This is a genomic window from Lawsonibacter faecis (genome assembly GCF_014287675.1).
Taxonomy (GTDB): Bacteria; Bacillota; Clostridia; order Oscillospirales; family Oscillospiraceae; genus Pseudoflavonifractor; species Pseudoflavonifractor faecis.
Genome location: NZ_JACOPQ010000019.1, coordinates 35,305 through 54,332, shown reverse-complemented (window position 1 = coordinate 54,332; position 19,028 = coordinate 35,305). Strand labels below are relative to the sequence as shown.

Annotated in this window: 19 protein-coding genes and 1 riboswitch; of the genes, 16 read left to right on the top strand and 3 right to left on the bottom strand. The window is 66.6% G+C overall.

Going from position 1 to position 19,028, the window contains the following annotated elements; translation table 11 throughout:
- Positions 1–128 precede the first annotated feature (128 nt).
- Positions 129–1,574, bottom strand: coding sequence for a TrkH family potassium uptake protein (locus H8S62_RS16870; RefSeq protein ID WP_186920347.1), 1,446 nt, complete (start codon positions 1,572–1,574; stop codon positions 129–131).
- On the bottom strand, positions 1,571–2,971 hold the full coding sequence (gene trkA / locus H8S62_RS16865; protein ID WP_186920346.1) for a Trk system potassium transporter TrkA: 1,401 nt from the start codon (positions 2,969–2,971) through the stop codon (positions 1,571–1,573). The genes H8S62_RS16870 and trkA overlap by 4 nt, the downstream gene beginning before the upstream one ends.
- Before the next feature lie 213 nt (positions 2,972–3,184).
- Here trkA and udp point away from each other — a divergent pair, with 213 nt between their 5' ends.
- Entirely contained in the window at positions 3,185–3,952 is a 768-nt protein-coding gene (gene udp, locus H8S62_RS16860) for a uridine phosphorylase (RefSeq protein WP_155145650.1), read from the top strand.
- 157 nt (positions 3,953–4,109) lie between these two features.
- Here the strand turns inward: udp and H8S62_RS16855 are convergent, their stop codons facing one another.
- On the bottom strand, positions 4,110–5,300 hold the full coding sequence (locus H8S62_RS16855) for an oxygen-binding di-iron domain-containing protein (protein ID WP_186920345.1): 1,191 nt from the start codon (positions 5,298–5,300) through the stop codon (positions 4,110–4,112).
- Positions 5,301–5,546: 246 nt separating this feature from the next.
- On the opposite strand from H8S62_RS16855, the gene H8S62_RS16850 reads away from it, so the two are divergent.
- The 15 genes from H8S62_RS16850 to cbiB all read left to right on the top strand — a co-directional run bounded on the left by H8S62_RS16850 (position 5,547) and on the right by cbiB (position 19,009).
- On the top strand, positions 5,547–5,825 hold the full coding sequence (locus H8S62_RS16850) for an HPr family phosphocarrier protein (protein WP_173023794.1): 279 nt from the start codon (positions 5,547–5,549) through the stop codon (positions 5,823–5,825).
- A gap of 95 nt (positions 5,826–5,920) precedes the next feature.
- Positions 5,921–6,610, top strand: a complete 690-nt coding sequence (gene deoC, locus H8S62_RS16845) for a deoxyribose-phosphate aldolase (protein ID WP_341481075.1) — start codon at positions 5,921–5,923, stop codon at positions 6,608–6,610.
- 90 nt (positions 6,611–6,700) lie between these two features.
- A riboswitch (cobalamin riboswitch) is annotated at positions 6,701–6,885 on the top strand.
- Positions 6,886–7,038: 153 nt separating this feature from the next.
- Positions 7,039–8,256, top strand: a complete 1,218-nt coding sequence (cbiD, locus tag H8S62_RS16840) for a cobalt-precorrin-5B (C(1))-methyltransferase CbiD (protein ID WP_186920344.1) — start codon at positions 7,039–7,041, stop codon at positions 8,254–8,256.
- Positions 8,257–8,268: 12 nt separating this feature from the next.
- Entirely contained in the window at positions 8,269–9,024 is a 756-nt protein-coding gene (gene cobM / locus H8S62_RS16835; RefSeq protein ID WP_186920343.1) for a precorrin-4 C(11)-methyltransferase, read from the top strand.
- Positions 9,021–10,061 (top strand): cobalt-precorrin 5A hydrolase, encoded by a 1,041-nt coding sequence (locus tag H8S62_RS16830; RefSeq protein ID WP_186920342.1) that lies wholly within the window; start codon positions 9,021–9,023, stop codon positions 10,059–10,061. Before cobM ends, H8S62_RS16830 begins: the two co-directional genes overlap by 4 nt.
- Before the next feature lie 42 nt (positions 10,062–10,103).
- Positions 10,104–10,838, top strand: a complete 735-nt coding sequence (gene cobJ / locus H8S62_RS16825; RefSeq protein ID WP_155145639.1) for a precorrin-3B C(17)-methyltransferase — start codon at positions 10,104–10,106, stop codon at positions 10,836–10,838.
- A gap of 45 nt (positions 10,839–10,883) precedes the next feature.
- Positions 10,884–11,627: a precorrin-6A reductase gene (cobK, locus tag H8S62_RS16820; protein ID WP_186920341.1), complete on the top strand. Its 744-nt coding sequence runs from the start codon at positions 10,884–10,886 to the stop codon at positions 11,625–11,627.
- Positions 11,628–11,704: 77 nt separating this feature from the next.
- Complete coding sequence (cbiE, locus tag H8S62_RS16815) at positions 11,705–12,916, top strand: precorrin-6y C5,15-methyltransferase (decarboxylating) subunit CbiE (RefSeq protein ID WP_186920340.1); 1,212 nt, start codon at positions 11,705–11,707, stop codon at positions 12,914–12,916.
- Entirely contained in the window at positions 12,913–14,559 is a 1,647-nt protein-coding gene (locus H8S62_RS16810) for a cobyrinic acid a,c-diamide synthase CobB (protein ID WP_186920339.1), read from the top strand. Before cbiE ends, H8S62_RS16810 begins: the two co-directional genes overlap by 4 nt.
- A gap of 79 nt (positions 14,560–14,638) precedes the next feature.
- A complete protein-coding gene (gene cobT, locus H8S62_RS16805; protein ID WP_186920338.1) occupies positions 14,639–15,700 on the top strand; it encodes a nicotinate-nucleotide--dimethylbenzimidazole phosphoribosyltransferase in 1,062 nt (353 codons plus the stop codon).
- A 72-nt stretch (positions 15,701–15,772) separates the two neighbouring features.
- Positions 15,773–16,285 (top strand): bifunctional adenosylcobinamide kinase/adenosylcobinamide-phosphate guanylyltransferase, encoded by a 513-nt coding sequence (locus H8S62_RS16800; protein WP_186920337.1) that lies wholly within the window; start codon positions 15,773–15,775, stop codon positions 16,283–16,285.
- 51 nt (positions 16,286–16,336) lie between these two features.
- Positions 16,337–17,104: an adenosylcobinamide-GDP ribazoletransferase gene (cobS, locus tag H8S62_RS16795; protein ID WP_186920336.1), complete on the top strand. Its 768-nt coding sequence runs from the start codon at positions 16,337–16,339 to the stop codon at positions 17,102–17,104.
- Positions 17,101–17,469 carry a bifunctional adenosylcobinamide kinase/adenosylcobinamide-phosphate guanylyltransferase gene (locus tag H8S62_RS16790; RefSeq protein ID WP_186920335.1) on the top strand — a complete coding sequence of 123 codons (369 nt, stop codon included), beginning with the start codon at positions 17,101–17,103 and terminating at the stop codon, positions 17,467–17,469. Before cobS ends, H8S62_RS16790 begins: the two co-directional genes overlap by 4 nt.
- Positions 17,460–18,041, top strand: a complete 582-nt coding sequence (locus tag H8S62_RS16785; protein WP_186920334.1) for a histidine phosphatase family protein — start codon at positions 17,460–17,462, stop codon at positions 18,039–18,041. The genes H8S62_RS16790 and H8S62_RS16785 overlap by 10 nt, the downstream gene beginning before the upstream one ends.
- The gene (cbiB, locus tag H8S62_RS16780; protein ID WP_243255811.1) at positions 18,038–19,009 is read left to right on the top strand and encodes an adenosylcobinamide-phosphate synthase CbiB; all 972 of its coding nucleotides are present in this window, start codon (positions 18,038–18,040) and stop codon (positions 19,007–19,009) included. The genes H8S62_RS16785 and cbiB overlap by 4 nt, the downstream gene beginning before the upstream one ends.
- The last annotated feature ends 19 nt before the right edge of the window (positions 19,010–19,028 follow it).

Sequence of the window (19,028 nt, the reverse complement as noted above, 5' to 3'; positions counted from 1 at the left end):
GCCTGAACTACACACGCTTGACGATATCTTAATATTACCATAAGAGCGCCGTTTTGCAAGGGAATTCTTTGCCGAAGCAGGGGGAAAAAGACTTGATTTGGAAGGTATTCACAAAATGGTTCGAGCCGTTACGAGCGTTTCCATGCATTTCTGCTAAAGAGCACCAAAATGGGCAAAAGCTCCAGACGACCCACAATCATACACATGGAAAGGACGATTTTGGAGAGGCAGGAGAAGCCCGCGTAGTTGCCCATGGGCCCCACCAGCTCCAGTCCGGGGCCGATGTTGCCGATACAGGCCACTACGGCGGTGAGGGTGGTGCCAAAGGAGAAATTGTCCAGCGCCACCACCAGGGTGGACGCGGCGGTGATGAACATATAGGCGAAGAAGAAGAGCAGGATGGAGCGCAGGGTCTCCTCGGGGACCACCTTGCCGTCCAGCTTGACCACGTTCACCGACCGGGGGTGGACCACCTGCCGGACCTCCCGGCGCACGCATTTGAGGAGCACCAGCACTCTGGAGCACTTGAGGGCGCCGCCGGTGGACCCGGCGCAGGCGCCCACGAACATCAGCAGCACCAGCAGAATCCGGGAGAACTCCGGCCAGAGGTCGAAGTTGGTGCTGGCGAAGCCGGTGGTGGAGATGATGGTTCCCACCTGGAAAGAGGCGTGGCGGACGGTCTCGCCCAGGGTGGCGTAGTATCCGCCGGTCAGCCAGAGGTTCAGGGTGATGAGCAGAATGCTCCCCGCCACGATGAAGAGGAAGAAGCGGAACTCGTCGCTCTGGAAAACCTGCCTGACCTTTCCGCACAGCAGCAGGAAGTAGAGTGCGAAGTTCACCGAGAAGAGCAGCATGAAGATGGTGATGATAATCTCCGCCGCCGGGCTTCCGTAGGCCCCGATGGAGGCGTTTTTGACGGAGAAGCCGCCGGTGCCCGCGGTGGCGAAGGAGTTGACGACGGAGTCGAACCAGGGCATGCCCGTCAGCTTGAGGCAGATGATCTGGATCAGGGTCAGGGCGCAGTAGATCCCGTAGAGAATTTTGGAGGACTGGCTGGTCTTGGGCACCAGCTTGGAGACCACCGGGCCGGGGCTCTCCGCCTTCATCAGGTGGAGGGTGCGGCTGCCCAGAGAGGGGAGCAGGGCGATGGTGAGGATGAGCACCCCCATGCCGCCCAGCCAGTGGGTGAAGGACCGCCAGAAGAGGACGCCCATGGGCAGGCCCTCCACGGCGGGGAGGATGGACGCGCCCGTGGTGGTGAAGCCGCTGGCCGCCTCGAAGAAGCAGTCCACATAGGAGGGGAAGTACCCGGAGAAGAAGAAGGGCAGCGCCCCGAAGGCTGAGACCAGCACCCAGATGAGCCCTACCGAGAAAAAGCCCTCCCTCGCAAAGAAGTGGTCGCTGGCGGGGAGGAAGGAGAGCGCGCCGCCCACCACAAAGATGGCGGCGATGGTATAGAGGAAGGGGGTAGGGTCCTCGCCGTAGAATAAGGTGACCGCCAGGGGCAGCAGGAGGCAGAAGGCCTCCACCAGCAGGGTCTTGCCCGTCACCTTGAAGACCAGTCTGAAGTTCATCCAATCCCTCCCATGGCGGAGGAGAGATCCAGGGCGGACTCGTCGAAGATGTCGTTCACGTCCAGAATGCCCTGGTCCCGGGAGACGATGATAACGGTGTCGCCCTGGCTCATGGAGGAGGAGCCCTCGGGGATGACAATGCGGTTGTGGTGGATGATGACGGCGATGAGAATGCCCTTCTTGAGCTTCAGGTCCTTTAAGGGCTGGCCCAGGTGCCGGGTGGTCTGGTTCACCACGAACTCCATGGCCTCGGCGTTGCCGCTGGCGATTTTGTAGAGCGCGGTCATCACGCTGCCCTTGGAGTTTTCCATGCCGCGCACCACCTGGAGGATCTGGTTGGCGGTGATGAGCTTGGGGGAGATGACGCTGTCCAGCCCCACCGCCCGGGCGATGCCCGCGTAGTTCTGCCGGTTGCTCTTGGCGATGACCTTGCCGATGCCCATCTGCATGGCGTAGAGGGAGATGATGAGGTTGTCCTCGTCCCGGTCGGTGAGGGCGATAAAGGCGTCGGACGCGGACACGCTCTCCGACTCCAGCAGCTCCTGGTCGGTGCCGTCGCCGCAGATCACCATGGTCCTGGGCAGCACCTCGCTGATGTGGCGGCAGCGGTCCATGTTCCGCTCCACCAGCTTCACATGCATGTTCATGCCCTCCAGGATGGCGGTCAGGTAGTGGGCGATGCGCCCGCCGCCCACGATGAACACATCCTTCACCTTGGGGGTGTACCGGCCCAGCAGCTTGAAGAACTGGCTCATGCCGATGGGCTGGCCGATGAGGTAGAGCTTGTCCCCCGCCTGGGGCGCGTACCGCCCGTCGGGGATGATGACCTCATCGCCCCGCTCCGCGGCGCAGAAGAGGATGGGCAGCTCCTTGACCCGGTGATTCAGCTCCGCCAGGGAGTGGCCGCAGATGAAGTCGTCCTCCTGCACCCGAAAGCCGATAAGCTCCACCCGGCCCCGGTAGAAGGTCTCGATATTGGCCGCCGAGGGGAAGCGCAGCAGCCGGGAGATCTCCACCGCCGTGGCGTTCTCGGGGTTGATGACCATGTCGATGCCCAGTTCCTTTTTGAGGACGGAGAGCTCCACCGCGTACTCCACGTTGCGCACCCGGGCGATGGTGTACTTGGCGCCCAGCCGCTTGGCGGTGAGGCAGCAGACCATGTTTACCTCGTCCAGGCTGGTGGCGGCGATGATGATGTCGGCGGTGTCCACACCGGACTCCCGCAGTGCCATAATAGACGCGCCGTTGCCCTTGACGCACAGGACGTCCAGGGACTCCGACGCGCGGCGCAGGGCGTCGTCGTTGGTGTCGATGACGGTGACGTCGTGCTCCTCCCTGGAGAGATGCTCCGCCAGAGTGAAGCCCACCTTGCCGTCGCCCACGATAATGATTTTCAAGTTTATCCCTCTCTTATATCAATGGTGAAAGTTTTAACGCTGATACTGCAACACGCAGCCCTATCTTAACGCAATCTTTGCATAGAAGCAATAGGCGCAGGCGCTTTTGCGGCGGTTTGGGACAGGAAAAGGACACCTGGGGTTGTACCTTGGGAAGGGGGCGGGGTATAATTAGACAAACCAGAGCCAAATTTATTATCTGAGGTGAACGAAATGCACGAACATGAGCTTCAGTTCCACATCAAGTGCAGAGAGGGCGACGTGGGCCGCTACGTCCTTCTGCCCGGCGACCCCGGCCGCTGTGAGTTTATCGCCTCCTTCTTCGACAATCCCGTGAAGGTCCAGTCCAACCGGGAGTACACCACCTATACCGGCACCCTCCTGGGAGAGAAGGTCAGCGTCTGTTCCACCGGCATCGGCGGCCCCTCCGCCGTCATCGCCATGGAGGAGCTGACCAAAATAGGCGCCGATACCTTCGTACGGGTGGGCACCTGCGGCGGCATCAAGCTGGACGTGAAGTCGGGCGACGTGGTTATCGCCACCGGCGCCATCCGGATGGAGGGGGCCAGCCGGGAGTACGCCCCCATCGAGTTCCCCGCCGTGGCCGACTATGAGGTCCTCACCGCCCTGGTGGAGGGGGCCAAGGCCCTGGGCCACACCTGGCACGCCGGCGTGGTGCAGTGCAAGGACTCCTTCTACGGCCAGCACGACCCCGCCCGTATGCCCGTCAGCTATGAGCTGCAGAACAAGTGGGAGGCCTGGAAGCGCCTGGGCACCCTCTCCTCCGAGATGGAGTCCGCCGCCCTCTTCACCTGCGCCGCCGCCCTGGGCGTGCGCTGCGGCTCCGCCTTCCACGTCATCTGGAACCAGGAGCGGGACGCCGCCGGCCTCCCCCAGGACGAGAGCCACGACGTCTCCTCCGCCGTCCGCGTGGGCATTGAGGCCGTCAAGCGCCTCATCGAGAGCGACAGGCAGAAGTAAAACAGACCGATAAGCGCCCGGTGCGGACGGCTGCAGGCCGACACGCACCGGGCGCTTTCACAGACCGGGCCGCCCGCTTAGGCGCTCCATGCAGCAATTTACCCGGAGTGAAACGGCTATCGGCCGTTTCACTCCGGGTAAAATGCTCTGTCCGCAGTTACTTCTTTACTTTCTCCGCCGCTTCCCTGGCCATCTGCCTCACGGCCTCCAGATCAGCCTCGGTGGGGGTGAAGAGCACCCGGTAGCCCGCCCCGGGCACGTCGAACCGGAGCTGGGCCAGGCGGGTGCGCAGCATCTCGGCGGCCTCGCCGCTCCAGCCGTAGGAGCCGAAGACGACGGCGGGCTTTTTGGCGCAGTTTACTGCGTCGATGGAGCAGAGCACGTCCCAGATGGCCTTGGGCGCGTCCCGGTTGATGGTGGGAGCGCCCACCGCCAGCAGGTCGCACCCGTTGGCCAGCTCCGCGCACTCGCGCGGGTCGGAATAGGTCACATCCCGGAGGACCGTCTCCAGCCCGGCCTCCTCCAGCGCTCCGGCGGCGGCTGCTGCCAGAGCGCCTGTGCAGCCGTAGGCGGAGCAGTACAGCACCGCAGCCAGCTTCCTCTCCCGGGGCGCGGGCGTGCTCCATTTCTCATAGAGGGCCTTGATTTCGCCGATGCGCTCCGTGAGGCAGGGGCCGTGGCTGGGGCAGACGATTGCCGGGGAGAGGTCCTTGATTTTCTCAAGTCCCGCCAGCACGTGGGGCTTGAAGGGCCCGAAGATGCAGTCGTAGTAGTTTTTCACCTGACAGAGGTATTCCTGTTCGTAGTGGAGCCCCGTGTCCAGCATGGTGGGCTCGCAGAAGTGGGTGCCCAGGAAGTCGCAGGTGAAGAGGGCCTTGTCACGCCCGCTCCAGGTGAACATGGAATCGGCCCAGTGGAGCATGGGGGAGGGGATGAACTCCAGCGTGCGCTCCCCCAGCTCCAGCTTGTCCCCCGCCTTGACCACCCTGCACGCCAACGTGCGGTTGGTGATGTCCTCCAGGTGCTTTTTGCCCGCGGCGGTGCAGCAGACGGTGAGGTTGGGGCAGTACTCCATCAGCCGGGCCACGCTGCCCGAATGGTCGGGTTCGTTGTGGTTCATAATAAGAAAGTCGATTTTTTCCAGAGGGACAATGGCCTCGATATTGGCGCGGTACTCGTCCCAGTAGTCTGCATGTACGGTCTCCACCAGCACGTTCTTTTCCCCGGTCAGGAGGTAGGCGTTGTAGCTGGTGCCGTAGGGGGAGGTCATCACGATGTCGAACACCCGCAGGGAGGGGTTCAGCACACCGACGCTGTAGAGGTTCTCGCCCAGTTTAATCGTGCTCACGTCCGATTCCATCCTTTCAAGATGCGCGGTTGAATTCCATTTTTTCCAATCTGTTTTTGTCGTAAACAGTATAAATTTTTGGTAAGACTTTGTCAATGGGAAATCCACCTAAAGCAGTAGGGATTGAGGAAGCGCTCTTTTGGCGTTTTGGCGGTGAAAAAGGCCGCCGAATGGACAAAGGTCGTTGAAATGGCGTGCGGGATGGGATAAAATAAAGCCATATCATCGGGAGGGGAGCGCTCGAAGGTGTGCAGCAGAGAGATAGAGATTAAAAACGCCGCCGGGCTTCACGCCCGTCCGGCCTCGGCGTTCGTGCACCTGGCCGGCGGGTTTCAGTCTGAGATTGAGCTGCGCCGGGTGGGGGAGGAGAGCCGCTACAATGCCAAGTCCATCATCATGCTCCTGGCCCTGGGCCTCGGACGGGGCGAGCGGGCGGTCCTCACCGCCCATGGCCCGGACGAGCGGGAGGCGGTGGAGGCCCTTGCCGCCCTGGTGGACGGCTTCTCCGACAATGCGAAGCTCTGAAGACGCCGAAGGGGCCGCGGCAGGCCGCCTTTCCCAACAATCACTTTCCCCAAATAACAGGAGGTAATGCTAGTATGAGCGAAATGAAGAAAAACATCGACCCCGCGTCCCTGGCGTCCTATATCGACCACACCCTGCTCAAGCCCGAGGCCACCGTGGCGGATATCGAGAAGATCTGCGCCGAGGCCCGGGAGCACTGTTTCGCCAGCGTCTGCGTCAACCCCTCCTATATCGCCCTGGTGGCGAAGGAGCTCTCCGGCACCGGCGTGACGCCCTGCTGCGTCGTGGGCTTCCCCTTCGGCACCCACACCCCCGAGGCCAAGGCCGCCGAGACCGCCCAGGCCGTGGCCGAGGGCGCCCGGGAGGTGGATATGGTCCTCAATGTGGGCGCTGCCAAGTCCGGGGACTGGGACCTGGTGGAGCGGGACATCGCCGCCGTGGTGAAGGCCGCCGGCGGCAAAGCGGGGGTTAAGGTCATTCTGGAGACCTGCCTCCTCACCGACGAGGAGAAGGTTAAGGCCTGCCAGCTCAGCAAGAAGGCCGGGGCCGCCTTCGTCAAGACCTCCACCGGCTACTCCTCCGGCGGCGCCACCGCCCACGACGTGGCCCTCATGCGCGCAGCGGTCGGGCCCGACATGGGCGTAAAGGCCTCCGGCGGCGTGCGCACCTATGAGGACGCCGTGGCCATGATCGAGGCCGGCGCCAGCCGCCTGGGCGCCAGCGCGGGCGTCAAAATCATCGCCGGCCCCTCCTGCGGCTGCTGCTGCGAGGGCAAGGGCTACTGAGCATCCTCGCCGCCGGTCGCTGATTTATACCAAATATCGCATAGAATTTACCTTTACAAGAAAGTCGTATCCTGCTATAATACCACCAATGTCATATTGAGCGAACGCGGTGCGGCCTCCCGGCCGCATAATAGGGAAGCCCGGTGAAAATCCGGCGCAGTCTTACCTCTACTGTAAGCGTGGACGAGGACGTAATGCCATTGGCCGTAAGGCTGAGAAGGCGCGTCTGAGGCTGAAGCGCAAGCCAGGAGACCTGCCGCTGTTCCATGGAACGTACTCTGAGGTGGAGAGTAGCGGCACGCGGAACCAGGAACGGGCCCTCCCCTTTGGGGAGGGCTTTTTTACGTCCGGCGGCTCTCAGGGAGAGCCGTCCCCCCTGGGGCAATCCGCCCCCTGTTCCCCATTCCCCACAGAAAGGCAGGTGCCCCATGCCCAAGCTGGACCACTACATCTCCGTCGGCCGCGACCGCCTGCGCTGCGGCTACACCACGGGCACCTGCGCCGCGGCGGCGGCACGGGGCGCGGCGGAAGCACTCCTCCTGGGCCGCGCCCTCCCCGCCGTGCGCATCAATACCCCGGCGGGCGTCTGGGTGGAGGCCGAGCTGCTGGAGCAGACCTCCGGCCCCGGCTGGGCCTCCTGCGCGGTCCGCAAGGACGGCGGGGACGACCCCGACGTGACCGACGGCGCCCTGGTCTTCGCCCGGGTGGAGCAGACGGCCGCGCCCGGCATTGAGATCGACGGCGGCCCCGGCGTGGGCCGGGTCACCCTCCCCGGCCTCGACCAGCCGGTGGGCGCGGCGGCCATCAACCGGGTCCCCCGCAGGATGATATCCGACCAGCTGGCGGACGTGCTCGCCCGGAGCGGTTCCCCCGGCGGCCTGAGAGCCGTCATCTCCATTCCCGCCGGGGAGGCCCTGGCAAAGAAGACCTTCAACCCCCGCCTGGGCATTGCGGGCGGCATCTCGGTCCTGGGTACCAGCGGCATCGTCCGCCCCATGAGCGAGGAGGCGCTGATCTCCTCCGTTCTGCTGGAGCTGGACATGGTCCGCGCCTCCGGCGCGCGGGACGTGCTGGTCACCCCCGGCAATTACGGCGAGGACTTCGCACGGGACGTGCTGGGTCTGGAGCTGAGCCGCTGGGCCCTCTGCTCCAATTACGTGGGGGCGGCCATCGACCACGCCGCGGCCCTGGGCTTTCGCAGCCTTCTTCTGGTGGGCCACTTCGGCAAGCTGGCAAAGGTGGCCGCCGGGACGATGAACACCCACTCCCGCACCGCCGACGGCCGCGCCGAGACTCTGGCCGCCCACACCGCCCTCTGCGGCGGGAGCCGCGCCCTGACAGAGCGGATTTTTGCCTGCGCCGCCACCGACGGTGCCGTGGAGCTGCTGGAGGCGGCCGGACTGCGGGAGAGGGTCATGTCCTCTATCGCCGCCGCCCTGGACCGCCAGCTCAAGCACCGGGCGGGGGAGGGGATGGAGATCGAAGCCCTCTTTTTCTCCAACCGCTTCGGCGTCCTGGGCAAGACCCCCGGCGCAGATCCCCTCCTGGCGCTCCACCGGCCCGCCCCTGAGGGGCGCAGCCCCCGCAGGGCGGAAGAGCCGGGGATTCCTCCGCAGCCCCCATCTCAGCATTCCCACCAACATTAGGAGGTACTCATCATGGTACATTTCATCGGCGCGGGCCCCGGGGCCCCGGACCTCATCACCCTCCGGGGAGCCAGGCTCCTGGGCGAGGCGGACGTGATTATCTACGCGGGCAGCCTCGTGAACCCCGCCCTCCTGGACCACAAAAAGGAATCCTGTACCGTCTACGACAGCGCGGGCATGACCCTGGAGGAGGTCCTCGCCGTCATGGAGCAGACCGAGTCCGCCGGCGGGACTACCGTCCGCCTCCACACCGGCGACCCATCCCTCTACGGGGCCATCCGGGAGCAGATGGACGCCCTGGACGGGATGAACATCGCCTACGACGTGACCCCCGGCGTATCCTCCTTCTCCGGCGCGGCCGCGGCCCTCCAGGCGGAGTACACCCTCCCCGAGGTCTCCCAGTCGGTCATCATCACCCGCATGTCGGGGCGCACCGGCGTGCCCGAGGGGGAGAAGCTCTCCAAAATGGCCTCCCACGGCTGCACCATGGTCCTCTTTTTGTCCACAGGCCTCTTGGAGGATGTGGAAAAGGAGCTGATGGAGGGCGGCTACTCCCCAGACACCCCCGCCGCCATTGTCTATAAGGCCACCTGGCCGGAGGAGAAGGTCTGCCGCTGCACCGTCTCCACCCTGGCCCGGACCGCCCGGGAGAACTGTGTGACCAAGACCGCCCTCATCACCATCGGCGGCTTTTTGGACGCCGAGTACGACCGCTCCAAGCTCTACGATCCCGCCTTTACCCACGGCTGCCGCGAGGCCAGCAAATGACCTGCGCGGTCATCGCCTTCACCCGCCGGGGGGCCCTGTTGGCCCGCCGCCTGGCGGACGGCCTGGGCGGCTCCCTCCACGTCCCGCCCCGCTTTGCCGCGGAGGCGGACGCCCAGCCGTATACCAGCCTGGAGGCATGGACCGCCGGGGCCTGGAGCAGCGCGGACGCCCTCGTTTTCGTCGGGGCCTGCGGCATCGCCGTCCGGGCGATAGCCCCCCATGTCAAGGACAAATTTACCGACCCCGCCGTGGTCAGCGTGGACGAGGCCGGGGCCTGGGCGGTCCCGCTCCTCTCCGGCCATGTGGGCGGCGCCAACGACCTGGCCCGCCGCGTCGCCGCCCTCACCCGCGGCCGGGCCGCGGTGTCCACCGCCACCGACGTCAACGGCGTCTTTGCCGTGGACCAGTGGGCGGCCCGGCAGGGCTGCGCCATTGATGGGCGTGCCGCGGCCAGGCACATCTCCGCCGCACTGCTGGCCGGGGGGACCGTGGGCTTCCGGAGCGACTTCCCCACGGAAGGCCCCCTGCCCATGGGCGTGACCGGGGGCCCTGCCCCCCTGGGCTTCGCAATTACCCTGGATCCGGGCAGCGCGCCCTTTCCCGAGACCCTGCGGGTGATCCCCAAAATCCTCCGCCTGGGCCTGGGCTGCCGCCGGGGCGCTTCTGAGGAGGCCATCGCCGCCGCCGTGGACCGCGTCCTCACGGAGCGCTGCCTCTCCCCCCGGGCGGTCTTAGGCGTCTATACCATCGACATGAAGCGGGACGAGCCGGGCCTGCTGGCCTTCTGCCGCAGCCGCGCCTGGCCCCTGACCTGTTACACTGCGGAGGAGCTCTCCGCCGTGGAGGGGGACTTCACACCGTCCCTGTTCGTCCATTCCGTCACCGGCGTGGACAATGTCTGCGAGCGGGCCGCGGCCCTTGCCGGCGGGGCCCTTCTGGTGAGGAAGCAGGCTCTCAACGGCGTCACCGCCGCCCTGGCCGCCGTCCCCTTTACCGTCCGATTTCCGGGCGCAGCCGCCTCAAAGGGCGCCCCTTGAGGGAGCGGCGTTATCCCGTCCCCATATGAAGGAGGAACCAACATGAAAGTAACCGTTATCGGTCTCGGCCCCGGCGGGGGCGCGGACCTGACCGGCCGCGCCCGGGAGGCGCTGGCCGCCTGCGATCTCATCGTGGGCTATACCGCGTATATTGAGCTCGTGAAGAAGGACTTCCCGGAGAAGGAGGTCCTCTCCACCGGGATGCGCCGGGAGGTGGACCGCTGCCGGGCCGCCGTGGAGGCCGCCCTCACCGGGAGGGACGTGGCCGTGGTCTGTTCCGGGGACTCCGGGGTGTACGGCATGGCGGGCCTGGTGTACGAGGTGGCCCGGGAGTATGACCCCATCGACATCGAGGTGGTCCCCGGCATCACCGCCGCCTGCGGCGGCGCGGCTCTTCTGGGCGCGCCTCTGACCCACGACTTCGCCGTAATCTCCCTCTCCGACCTCCTCACACCCTGGGACCTGATTGAAAGGCGCCTCTCCTGCGCGGCCCAGGCCGACTTCGTCATCTGCCTCTATAACCCCTCCAGCCACAGCCGCCCGGACTACCTCCGGCGGGCCTGCGGCATCCTCCTGCGGGAGAAGTCCCCGGACACGGTCTGCGGCTATGTCCGCAATATCGGCCGGGAGGGGGAGGAGGCCCATACCCTCACCCTCGGCGAGCTGCGGGACACCCAGGTGGATATGTTCACCACCGTCTTTATCGGCAGCAGCAAGACGGGGCTTCTCGGCGGGAAAATGGTCACACCCCGGGGCTACCTTCAGCGCAACGGCTGACAAAGACTTCCCACCTCCCATCCCTCAATAAAGGCAGGCGACAATATGCACATCCTCCTCTTCGGCGGAACCACCGAGGGCCGGGACCTGGCCTCCTGGCTGGCCGGACACGGCCACACCGTTACGCTCTGCGTCGCCACGGGCTATGGCGCGGCCCTGGCCCCGGCCGGCCCTAACATTACCGTCCATACCGGCCGCCTGGACAGCGGCGCCATGGAGGCCCTGATGGCCTCCGCCCCCTTCGAGCGCGTGGTGGACGCCACCCACCCCTACGCGGTGGAGGTGAGCCGCAATATCCGTGCCGCCTCAGAGCATACCCGCCTGCCGTATCACCGCCTCGTCCGGGAGGGCCCTTGCGAGGGGGACGGCTGGCTCCACGCCCCCTCCGCTGCGGATGCGGCGGAGATGCTCGCGGCCCTTCCCGGCAACGTCCTCCTCACCACGGGCAGCAAGGACCTGCGCCACTATGCCGCCCCGGCTCTCCGGGAGCGGATTTATCCCAGGGTCCTGCCCAGCCTGGACTCCCTCTCCCAGTGCCTGGAGCTGGGCTTCCCGAGCGCCCATGTGCTGTGTATGCAGGGCCCCTTTACCACGGAGATGAATCTGGCCCTCATCGGCCAGTATCAAATCAAGACCCTGGTCACCAAGGCCAGCGGCGGCGCGGGCGGCTTCTGGGAGAAGGTGGCCGCCGCGGGTGAGGCGGGCGTGAAGCTCCTGATTATCGACCGTCCCGCCGCCGAGGAAGGCCTCACCTATCAGGAGATGGTATCGTTCCTCACCGCCCTGTAGGGGCGCGGCTGCTCCGCCCCGCGCATCCCCGTCCCCTGCGCCGCAGGACAGAAAAACATCAATTTGGAGGCAATCGTATGAAAGGCCGCGTCTATCTCATCGGCATGGGCATGGGCAACCCGGAAACCCTGACGGCGGAGGCGTCCGCCGCCATTGAGGAGTGCGACCTCCTCCTGGGGGCCACCCGCCTGGTGGAGCCGTATATCCACAGCGGGAAGGAGCTTGCCCCCCTCATTGCGGCGGCGGACATCGCCGCCAAGATTGGGGAGATGCCGGAGGGGACCACCTCGGGCGTGCTCCTCTCCGGGGACGTGGGCTTCTACAGCGGGGCCAGGGGCCTCTATGCCCTCCTCGCCGACTACGAGGTCCTCTCCATTCCCGGAATCAGCTCCCTGTCCTACTTCTGCGCCCGGATCTGCACCGCCTGGCAGGACGTCCACATCGTCAGCGCCCACGGCCGCTCCTGCGACTGCGTGGGGGCGGTCCGGTCCCACGGCAAGACCTTCCTCCTCACCGGCGGCGATAACCGCGCCCAGGACATCTGCGCCGAGCTTGCCGAGCGGGGCATGGGGGAGCTGGCGGTCTGGGTGGGGGAGCGGCTCTCCTACCCCGACGAGGCGGTTTCCTACGGCACCGCCGCCGACCTCGCCCGGAAGGACTTCGACTCCCTGGCCGTCATGCTGGTGGCAAACCCCGCCCCGGTCCGCACGGGCGTGGCCGTCCCCGGCATCTCCGACGACGACTTTCTCCGGGGCGACGCGCCCATGACCAAGGAGGAGGTGCGCACCCTGGCCCTCTCCAAGCTCCATCTCTACTCCCACCACATCCTCTGGGATGTGGGCGCGGGTACCGGGTCGGTATCCATCCAGGGGGCCCTGGCTGTCCCGGACGGCCAGGTCTACGCAGTGGAGCGGGAGCAGGCCGCCCTGGAGCTGATGGCCCAGAACAAGGCCAAATTCGGCGCGGGCAATTTAAAATTGGTGGCGGGGGAGGCACCCGAGGCTCTCCAGCCCCTGCCCGCCCCCGACCGGGTCTTCCTGGGGGGCACCTCCGGCAGTATGGCGGAGATTCTGGGTATCGTCTTCGACAAAAACCCCGCCGCCAGGGTGGTGGTCACCGCCGTGACGCTGGAGACCCTCGCCGAGGCCACCCGCCTCTTTGACGGCATGGGCCTTAAAAACGTGGAGATTGCCCAGGTGTCCGTCACCAAAGCCCGCAGCGTGGGGACCTACCATATGATGACCGCCCAGAACCCGGTCTTTATCATCTCCGGGGAGGGCCAGGGGTGACCGCCCTGCCGAGGCTTCTCCTCTGCGCCGCCGCCAGCGGGGGAGGGAAGACCACCGTCACCTGCGCACTCCTCCAGGCCCTTGTGGACCGGGGGCTGAACCCGGCGGCCTTCAAATGCGGCCCGGACTACATCGACCCCATGTTCCACAGTGAGGTCATCGGCGCCAAGAGCCGCAACCTGGACCTCTTTTTGCTGGGGGAGGAGGAGGCCTGCCGCCTGCTCCGGGAGAACGGCAAAGACTGCGGCGTGTCCATCATCGAGGGTGTCATGGGGTACTATGACGGCGTGGCCCTCTCCAGCGACGCCAGCGCCTACGACCTGGCCCGGGCCGCCGACGTCCCCGCCGTGCTGGTTCTGGACGGCAGGGGCCGCGCACTCTCAGCGGCGGCGGAGGTGAAGGGCTTTGCCTCCTTCCGGCCCGACAGCCACATCCGGGGCGTGATTTTAAACCGCGTCTCCCCCATGCTCTACCCCCGCCTGAAGGCGGCGATAGAGGCGGAGACGGGAATCACGGTCTACGGCTGTCTTCCCAACCTGCCCGACTGCTCCCTGGAGAGCCGCCACTTGGGACTGGTCACCGCCGCCGAGGTGGCGGACCTGAAGGAAAAGCTGCGCCGCCTGTCCCGCCAGGCCGAGCAGACCCTGGATATCGACGGCCTTTTGGCGCTCGCGTCGTCGGGTCAAAGTCCGCTCTTCTCGGAACGCCCTGCGGGGGAGGGCGCTCCTCTCTCCGCTTCCTTGCCCCTCCTCCCCCCCACAAAGCCCCAGGGGCTTTGCGGGGACCCCGGGGGTCAAAGTCCGCTCTTCTCGGAACGCCCTGCGGGGGAGGGCGCTCCTCTCTCCGCTTCCTTGCCCCTCCTCCCCCCCACAAAGCCCCAGGGGCCTTGCGGGGACCCCGGGGGTCAAAGTCCGCTCTTCTCGGAACGCCCTGCGGGAGAGGGCGCTCCTCCCGCCGCTCCCCCCAAGGGGGGAAATGCCGTCGGAGCCGGACGGGGGAGACCCGTCCCCCGTCCCCGCATCGCCGTGGCCCGGGACCGCGCCTTTTGCTTTTACTATGCCGACGGCCTGCGGCTTTTGGAGCAATTGGGCGCGGAGCTGGTGGAGTTCTCCCCCCTGAGCGACGGGGACCTCCCCGCCGGCACCCGGGGCATCTACCTGGGCGGCGGCTACCCGGAGCTCTACGCGAAGGAGCTCTCGTCAAACGCATCCATGCGCGCCAGCCTCCGCGCCGCCATTGAGCGGGGCGTCCCCACCGTGGCCGAGTGCGGCGGCTTTCTCTATCTGCACGCCGAACTGGAGGGGGCCGACGGACAGAATTACCCCATGGCCGGGTATTTCCCCCACCGCGCCTACCGCACCCGCCGCCTCAGCCGCTTCGGGTACGTCTCCCTGAGCGCATCGGCGGACAATCTCCTCTGCGCCAGGGGGGAATCTCTCCCCGCCCACGAGTTCCACTACTGGGAGAGCGAGGACCCCGGCGAGGCGTTCCTCGCCCAAAAGCCCCAGTCCTCCCGCTCCTGGCCCTGCGCCTACGCGACGCCCACCCTCTATGCTGGCTTTCCCCATTTCCACTTCTGCGGCATTCCCGCCGCCGCCCGCCGCTTTGTGGCCGCCTGCGCACAGTACGGCACGCCGCTGTAGAAGCGATTCACAAATTGTCGGCCGTCTTTTCCGCCGCCGCTTCCCCGCGCAAATCAATCAAAAAAGAGGGGTTATTCGTATGCTTACTCTCTCCGAAGTCGTTTCATCCATCACCCCGGCGGACCGCGCCGCCATGTCCGCGGCCAAGACCCACTGGGACGCGGTCGCCCATCCACTGAGCAGTCTGGGCCTTCTTGAGGACGCCGTCATCCGCATCGCGGGCATGACGGGCAGCCCCAGGGTGGATCTGGGCAAGCGGGCGGTCGTGGTTATGTGCGCCGACAACGGCGTGGTGGCCGAGGGAGTCACCCAGACCGGCCAGGAGGTCACCGCCATTGTCACCGAGAATATGTCCACCGGGGACACCAGCGTCTGCTGCATGGCCCGCCGGGCCGGGGCGGAGGTCGTCCCCGTGGATATCGGCGTGGCCGTCCCCGTCAAGGGGGAGAAGATCCTCCAGCGGAACGTCCGCCGGGGCACCGCCAATATGACCCAGGGTCCCGCCATGACCCGGGAGGAGGCCGTCCGGGCCATTGAGGTGGGCATCGACGTGGTCCGCGCCCTCAAGGAGCAGGGGTATACCCTCCTGGGCACCGGCGAGATGGGCATCGGCAATACCACCACCTCCAGCGCCGTCGTCTCCGTGCTCTTACATAAGTCGCCCTCCGAGGTGACGGGCCGGGGCGCGGGCCTCTCCTCCGAGGGCCTGCGCCGCAAGGTGGACGCCATTGAGCGGGCCGTCGCCCTCAACCGGCCCGACAGCGCAGACGGCGTGGACGTCCTCTCCAAGGTGGGCGGCCTGGACTTGTGCGGCCTGGCGGGGGTCTTCCTGGGCGGAGCGTATTTCCACATCCCGGTCCTGGTGGACGGGTTCATCTCCTCCGCCGCGGCCCTGGCCGCCGCGGCCATCTGCCCCGCAGCCAAGGATTATATGCTGGGCAGCCACGCCTCCAACGAGCCCGCGGGAGCCATGGTGGTGGAGGCCCTGGGCCTCACGCCCTTCCTCTTTGCCAATATGTGCCTGGGCGAGGGCACCGGCGCGGCGGCGGTCATGCCCCTTCTCGACATGGGCCTCGCCGTCTACAATGAGATGGCCACCTTCGACGGCATCAATATGGACGCCTACGTCCCCCTGGCCTGACGCCCCCGCCGCCCTCCGGCCCCAAGGGCTGGCGGAGGGGGCTGTCCGAATCCAACCCGTGAGGTGACGCCTATGCTCATCCTGGTCTCCGGCGGCTCCGCCAGCGGCAAATCCGCCTTTTCGGAGAGCCTGATCGTACAAAGCGGCCTCGTAAGCCGCGTCTACCTCGCCACCATGCAGGTGCGGGACAAGGAGAGCGAGGCCCGCGTGGAGCGCCACCGCGCCATGCGGGCGGATAAGGGCTTCACAACGGTGGAGCTCCCCTTCGCGGACAGTCCCCTGACCCTGCCGCCCGCCCCCGCCGTCCTGCTGGAGGACCTGCCCAACCTGGCGGCCAACGAGTTTTTCGGCCCCGCCGGCCCCGGCGGGGCCGAGGGGCGCATCCTCGCCGCGCTGGACCGCCTGATCTGCGCAGCGGAGCTTCTTGTGGTGGTCACCGGCGAAGTCTATTCCGACGGCGTCGCCTATGACGGCGAGACCGCCGCCTACCTCGCCCTCCTGGCCGCACTCTCCCGCGCCCTGGCCCGCCGGGCCGGCGCGGTATACGAGGTGGTCTGCGGCATCCCCGTCCGGCACAAGCCGTAGGGCGCGCCGGACCGGCGCGCCCGAACTTCCATCCCCAAAGGAGGCCCCGCCATGAAAAGCCTGTTCATCGCCCTCGCCATGTACTCCAAGCTCCCCGCGCCGAGCGTGGAGTGGGACAAAAAGAGCCTCTCCTGGGCGCTGTGCTGGTTCCCGGTCATCGGCGTTGTCATCGGGGCGCTGCTGTACGGCTGGTTCCTCCTCTGCGCCGCGCTGGGCATCGGCCCCTTCCTCCGGGGGGCGGTCTCCCTGCTCATCCCCATCGCGGTCTCCGGGGCCATCCATCTGGACGGCTTCTGCGATACCTCGGATGCCCTGGGCTCCCACCAGGACAGGGCGCGCAAGCTGGAGATTTTAAAGGACTCCCACACCGGGGCCTTCGCCATCATCTGCTGCACGGTCTATCTGCTCCTGTTCTTCGCCGCCTGGTGCGAGGTCCTGCCCACGGACAGGGCGGCCCTGGTGCTGGCCCTGGGGCCGGTCCTCTCCCGAGGACTCTCGGGCCTGGCGGCGGTGACCCAGCCCAACGCCCGGGGCTCCGGCCTGCTGGCAACCTTTACCCAGCCCATGGACGCCTCCAGGGCCAGGATAATCCTGGGCCTCTGGCTGGGAGTCTGCGCGGTGCTGATGGTGGCGCTGGACCCCTGGACGGGGACCGCCTCCCTCATCGGGGCCGCGCTGAGCTTCCTCTACTATATCCGTATGTCCCGCCGCCAGTTCGGCGGCATTACCGGGGATTTGGCGGGCTTTTTCCTCCAAATCTGCGAGTGCGCCATAGTCCTGGCCGTGATTCTGGGCCAAAAGGCGGTGGTCTTGCTGTGATTCTCGTTATCGGCGGAGCAAATCAGGGGAAATTGGCCTATATTCTCGAAAAAACCGGCCTCTCCCCGGAGGATGTGGCCCGCGACCCCGGAACAGCCGAACATAAGCCGATTTTTGACGATTTGGAGCGCTGGATGCGCCTCCATCCGGATACCGGCCTGGAGGGCCTCCTGGCGGCCAACCCGGACGTCATTATCGTCTGCGACGAGGTGGGCTGCGGCGTGGTCCCCATCGACAAGGCCGACCGGGCCTGGCGGGAGGCGGTGGGCCGCCTCTGCTGCCATCTGGCCCGGCGGGCGGACCGCGTGGTGCGCGTGTTCTGCGGCCTTCCCAGCCCCCTGAAAGGAGAACTTCCATGGAATTGATACTGATTCGCCACGGGATGACCCCCGGCAACCTGGAGCGCCGCTTCGTGGGCAGCCTGGATCAGCCCCTGGCGCCCCAGGGGGAGGCGCTGGCCAGAGCGGTGGCGCCCACCCTTCCGCCCGTGGAGCACCTCTATGTCAGCCCCCTGACGCGCTGCCAGCAGACCGCCGGCCTCCTCTGGGAGGGCGTGGCGCGGACCACCGTCCCCAACCTGCGGGAGACCGACTTCGGCCCCTACGAGGGCAAGTGCCACGCCGAGCTCCAGGACGACCCGGTATACCGGCGGTGGCTCAGCGGCGAGCTGTCCGTCGGCGAGCCCATTGAGAACTGCAACCGCCGGGCGGCCGCGGCCCTGGAGGAGATCGCGCGGGACTGCGCCGCCAGGGGCTGGAAACGGGCTGGCGTCGTGGCCCACGGGGGCCTCTTTATGAGCATGCTCTCCCAGTTCGGCGTCCCCAGGCGGGCCTATTACGACTGGCTCTTTGAAAACTGCGGGGGCTACCGTGCGGAGCTGACGGCCGCGCCGCTGACGCTGACCGTCACCGGCGCGGTGGGGAAGGTGAGGGAATGACGCTTTCCATGCGGCTGTTTGCCCTGCTGCTGGGCTTCTGCCTGGACCTCATCGTCGGCGACCCACATTGGCTGCCCCACCCGGTCCGGGCCATTGGGGCGCTGATCTCCCTCCTGGAAAAGGGCCTGCGCAAAATCTTTCCCAAGAGTCCGTCCGGGGAGCTGCTGGGCGGGGGTGTGCTGGTGGCGCTGGTGCTGGGCGTCTCCACGCTCTTTACCTGGCTGGTCATCCGGCTGTGCGGGCAGCTCTCCGTCTGGCTGGCTTTTGCCGCCGAGACCCTGATCTGCTACCAGCTCCTGGCCACCAAATCCCTCCGGGACGAGAGCATGAAGGTCTACCGGGCGCTGAAGGACGGCACGCTCCAGGAGGCGCGCCGCGCCGTCTCCATGATTGTGGGCCGGGACACCGATGGGCTGGACGGGACGGGGGTGGCCAAGGCGGCGGTGGAGACCGTGGCGGAGAACGCCTCCGACGGCGTCATCGCGCCGCTGATTTTCCTGGCCCTCGGCGGCGCGCCCCTGGGCATGTTCTACAAGGCGGCCAACACCATGGACTCCATGGTGGGCTACCGGAACGACCGGTACCTGTACTTCGGACGCGCCGCGGCCAGGTGGGACGACGTGCTCAACTTCATCCCCGCCCGGCTGGCGGGGGTGCTGATGTGCTTCGCGTCGGCCTTCGCCGGGTTTGACGGGCGCAATGCCCTGCGGATTATGCGGCGGGACCGGAAGAACCACAAGTCCCCCAACTCGGCCCATACCGAGGCGGCTGCCGCCGGAGCGCTGCACATCCAGCTGGCCGGTCCGGCTGTCTACTTCGGCAGGCGGCTGGAAAAGCCCACCATCGGCGACGGCGACCATCCGGTGGAGCCGCTGGACATCGTCCGGGCCAACCGGCTTCTGTACGCCACGGCTTTCGTGTCCCTGGTGCTCTTCTGCGGAGTACCGCTGATTCTGAGTCTGTTTTAATGGAAAAGAGGCGGTTTCG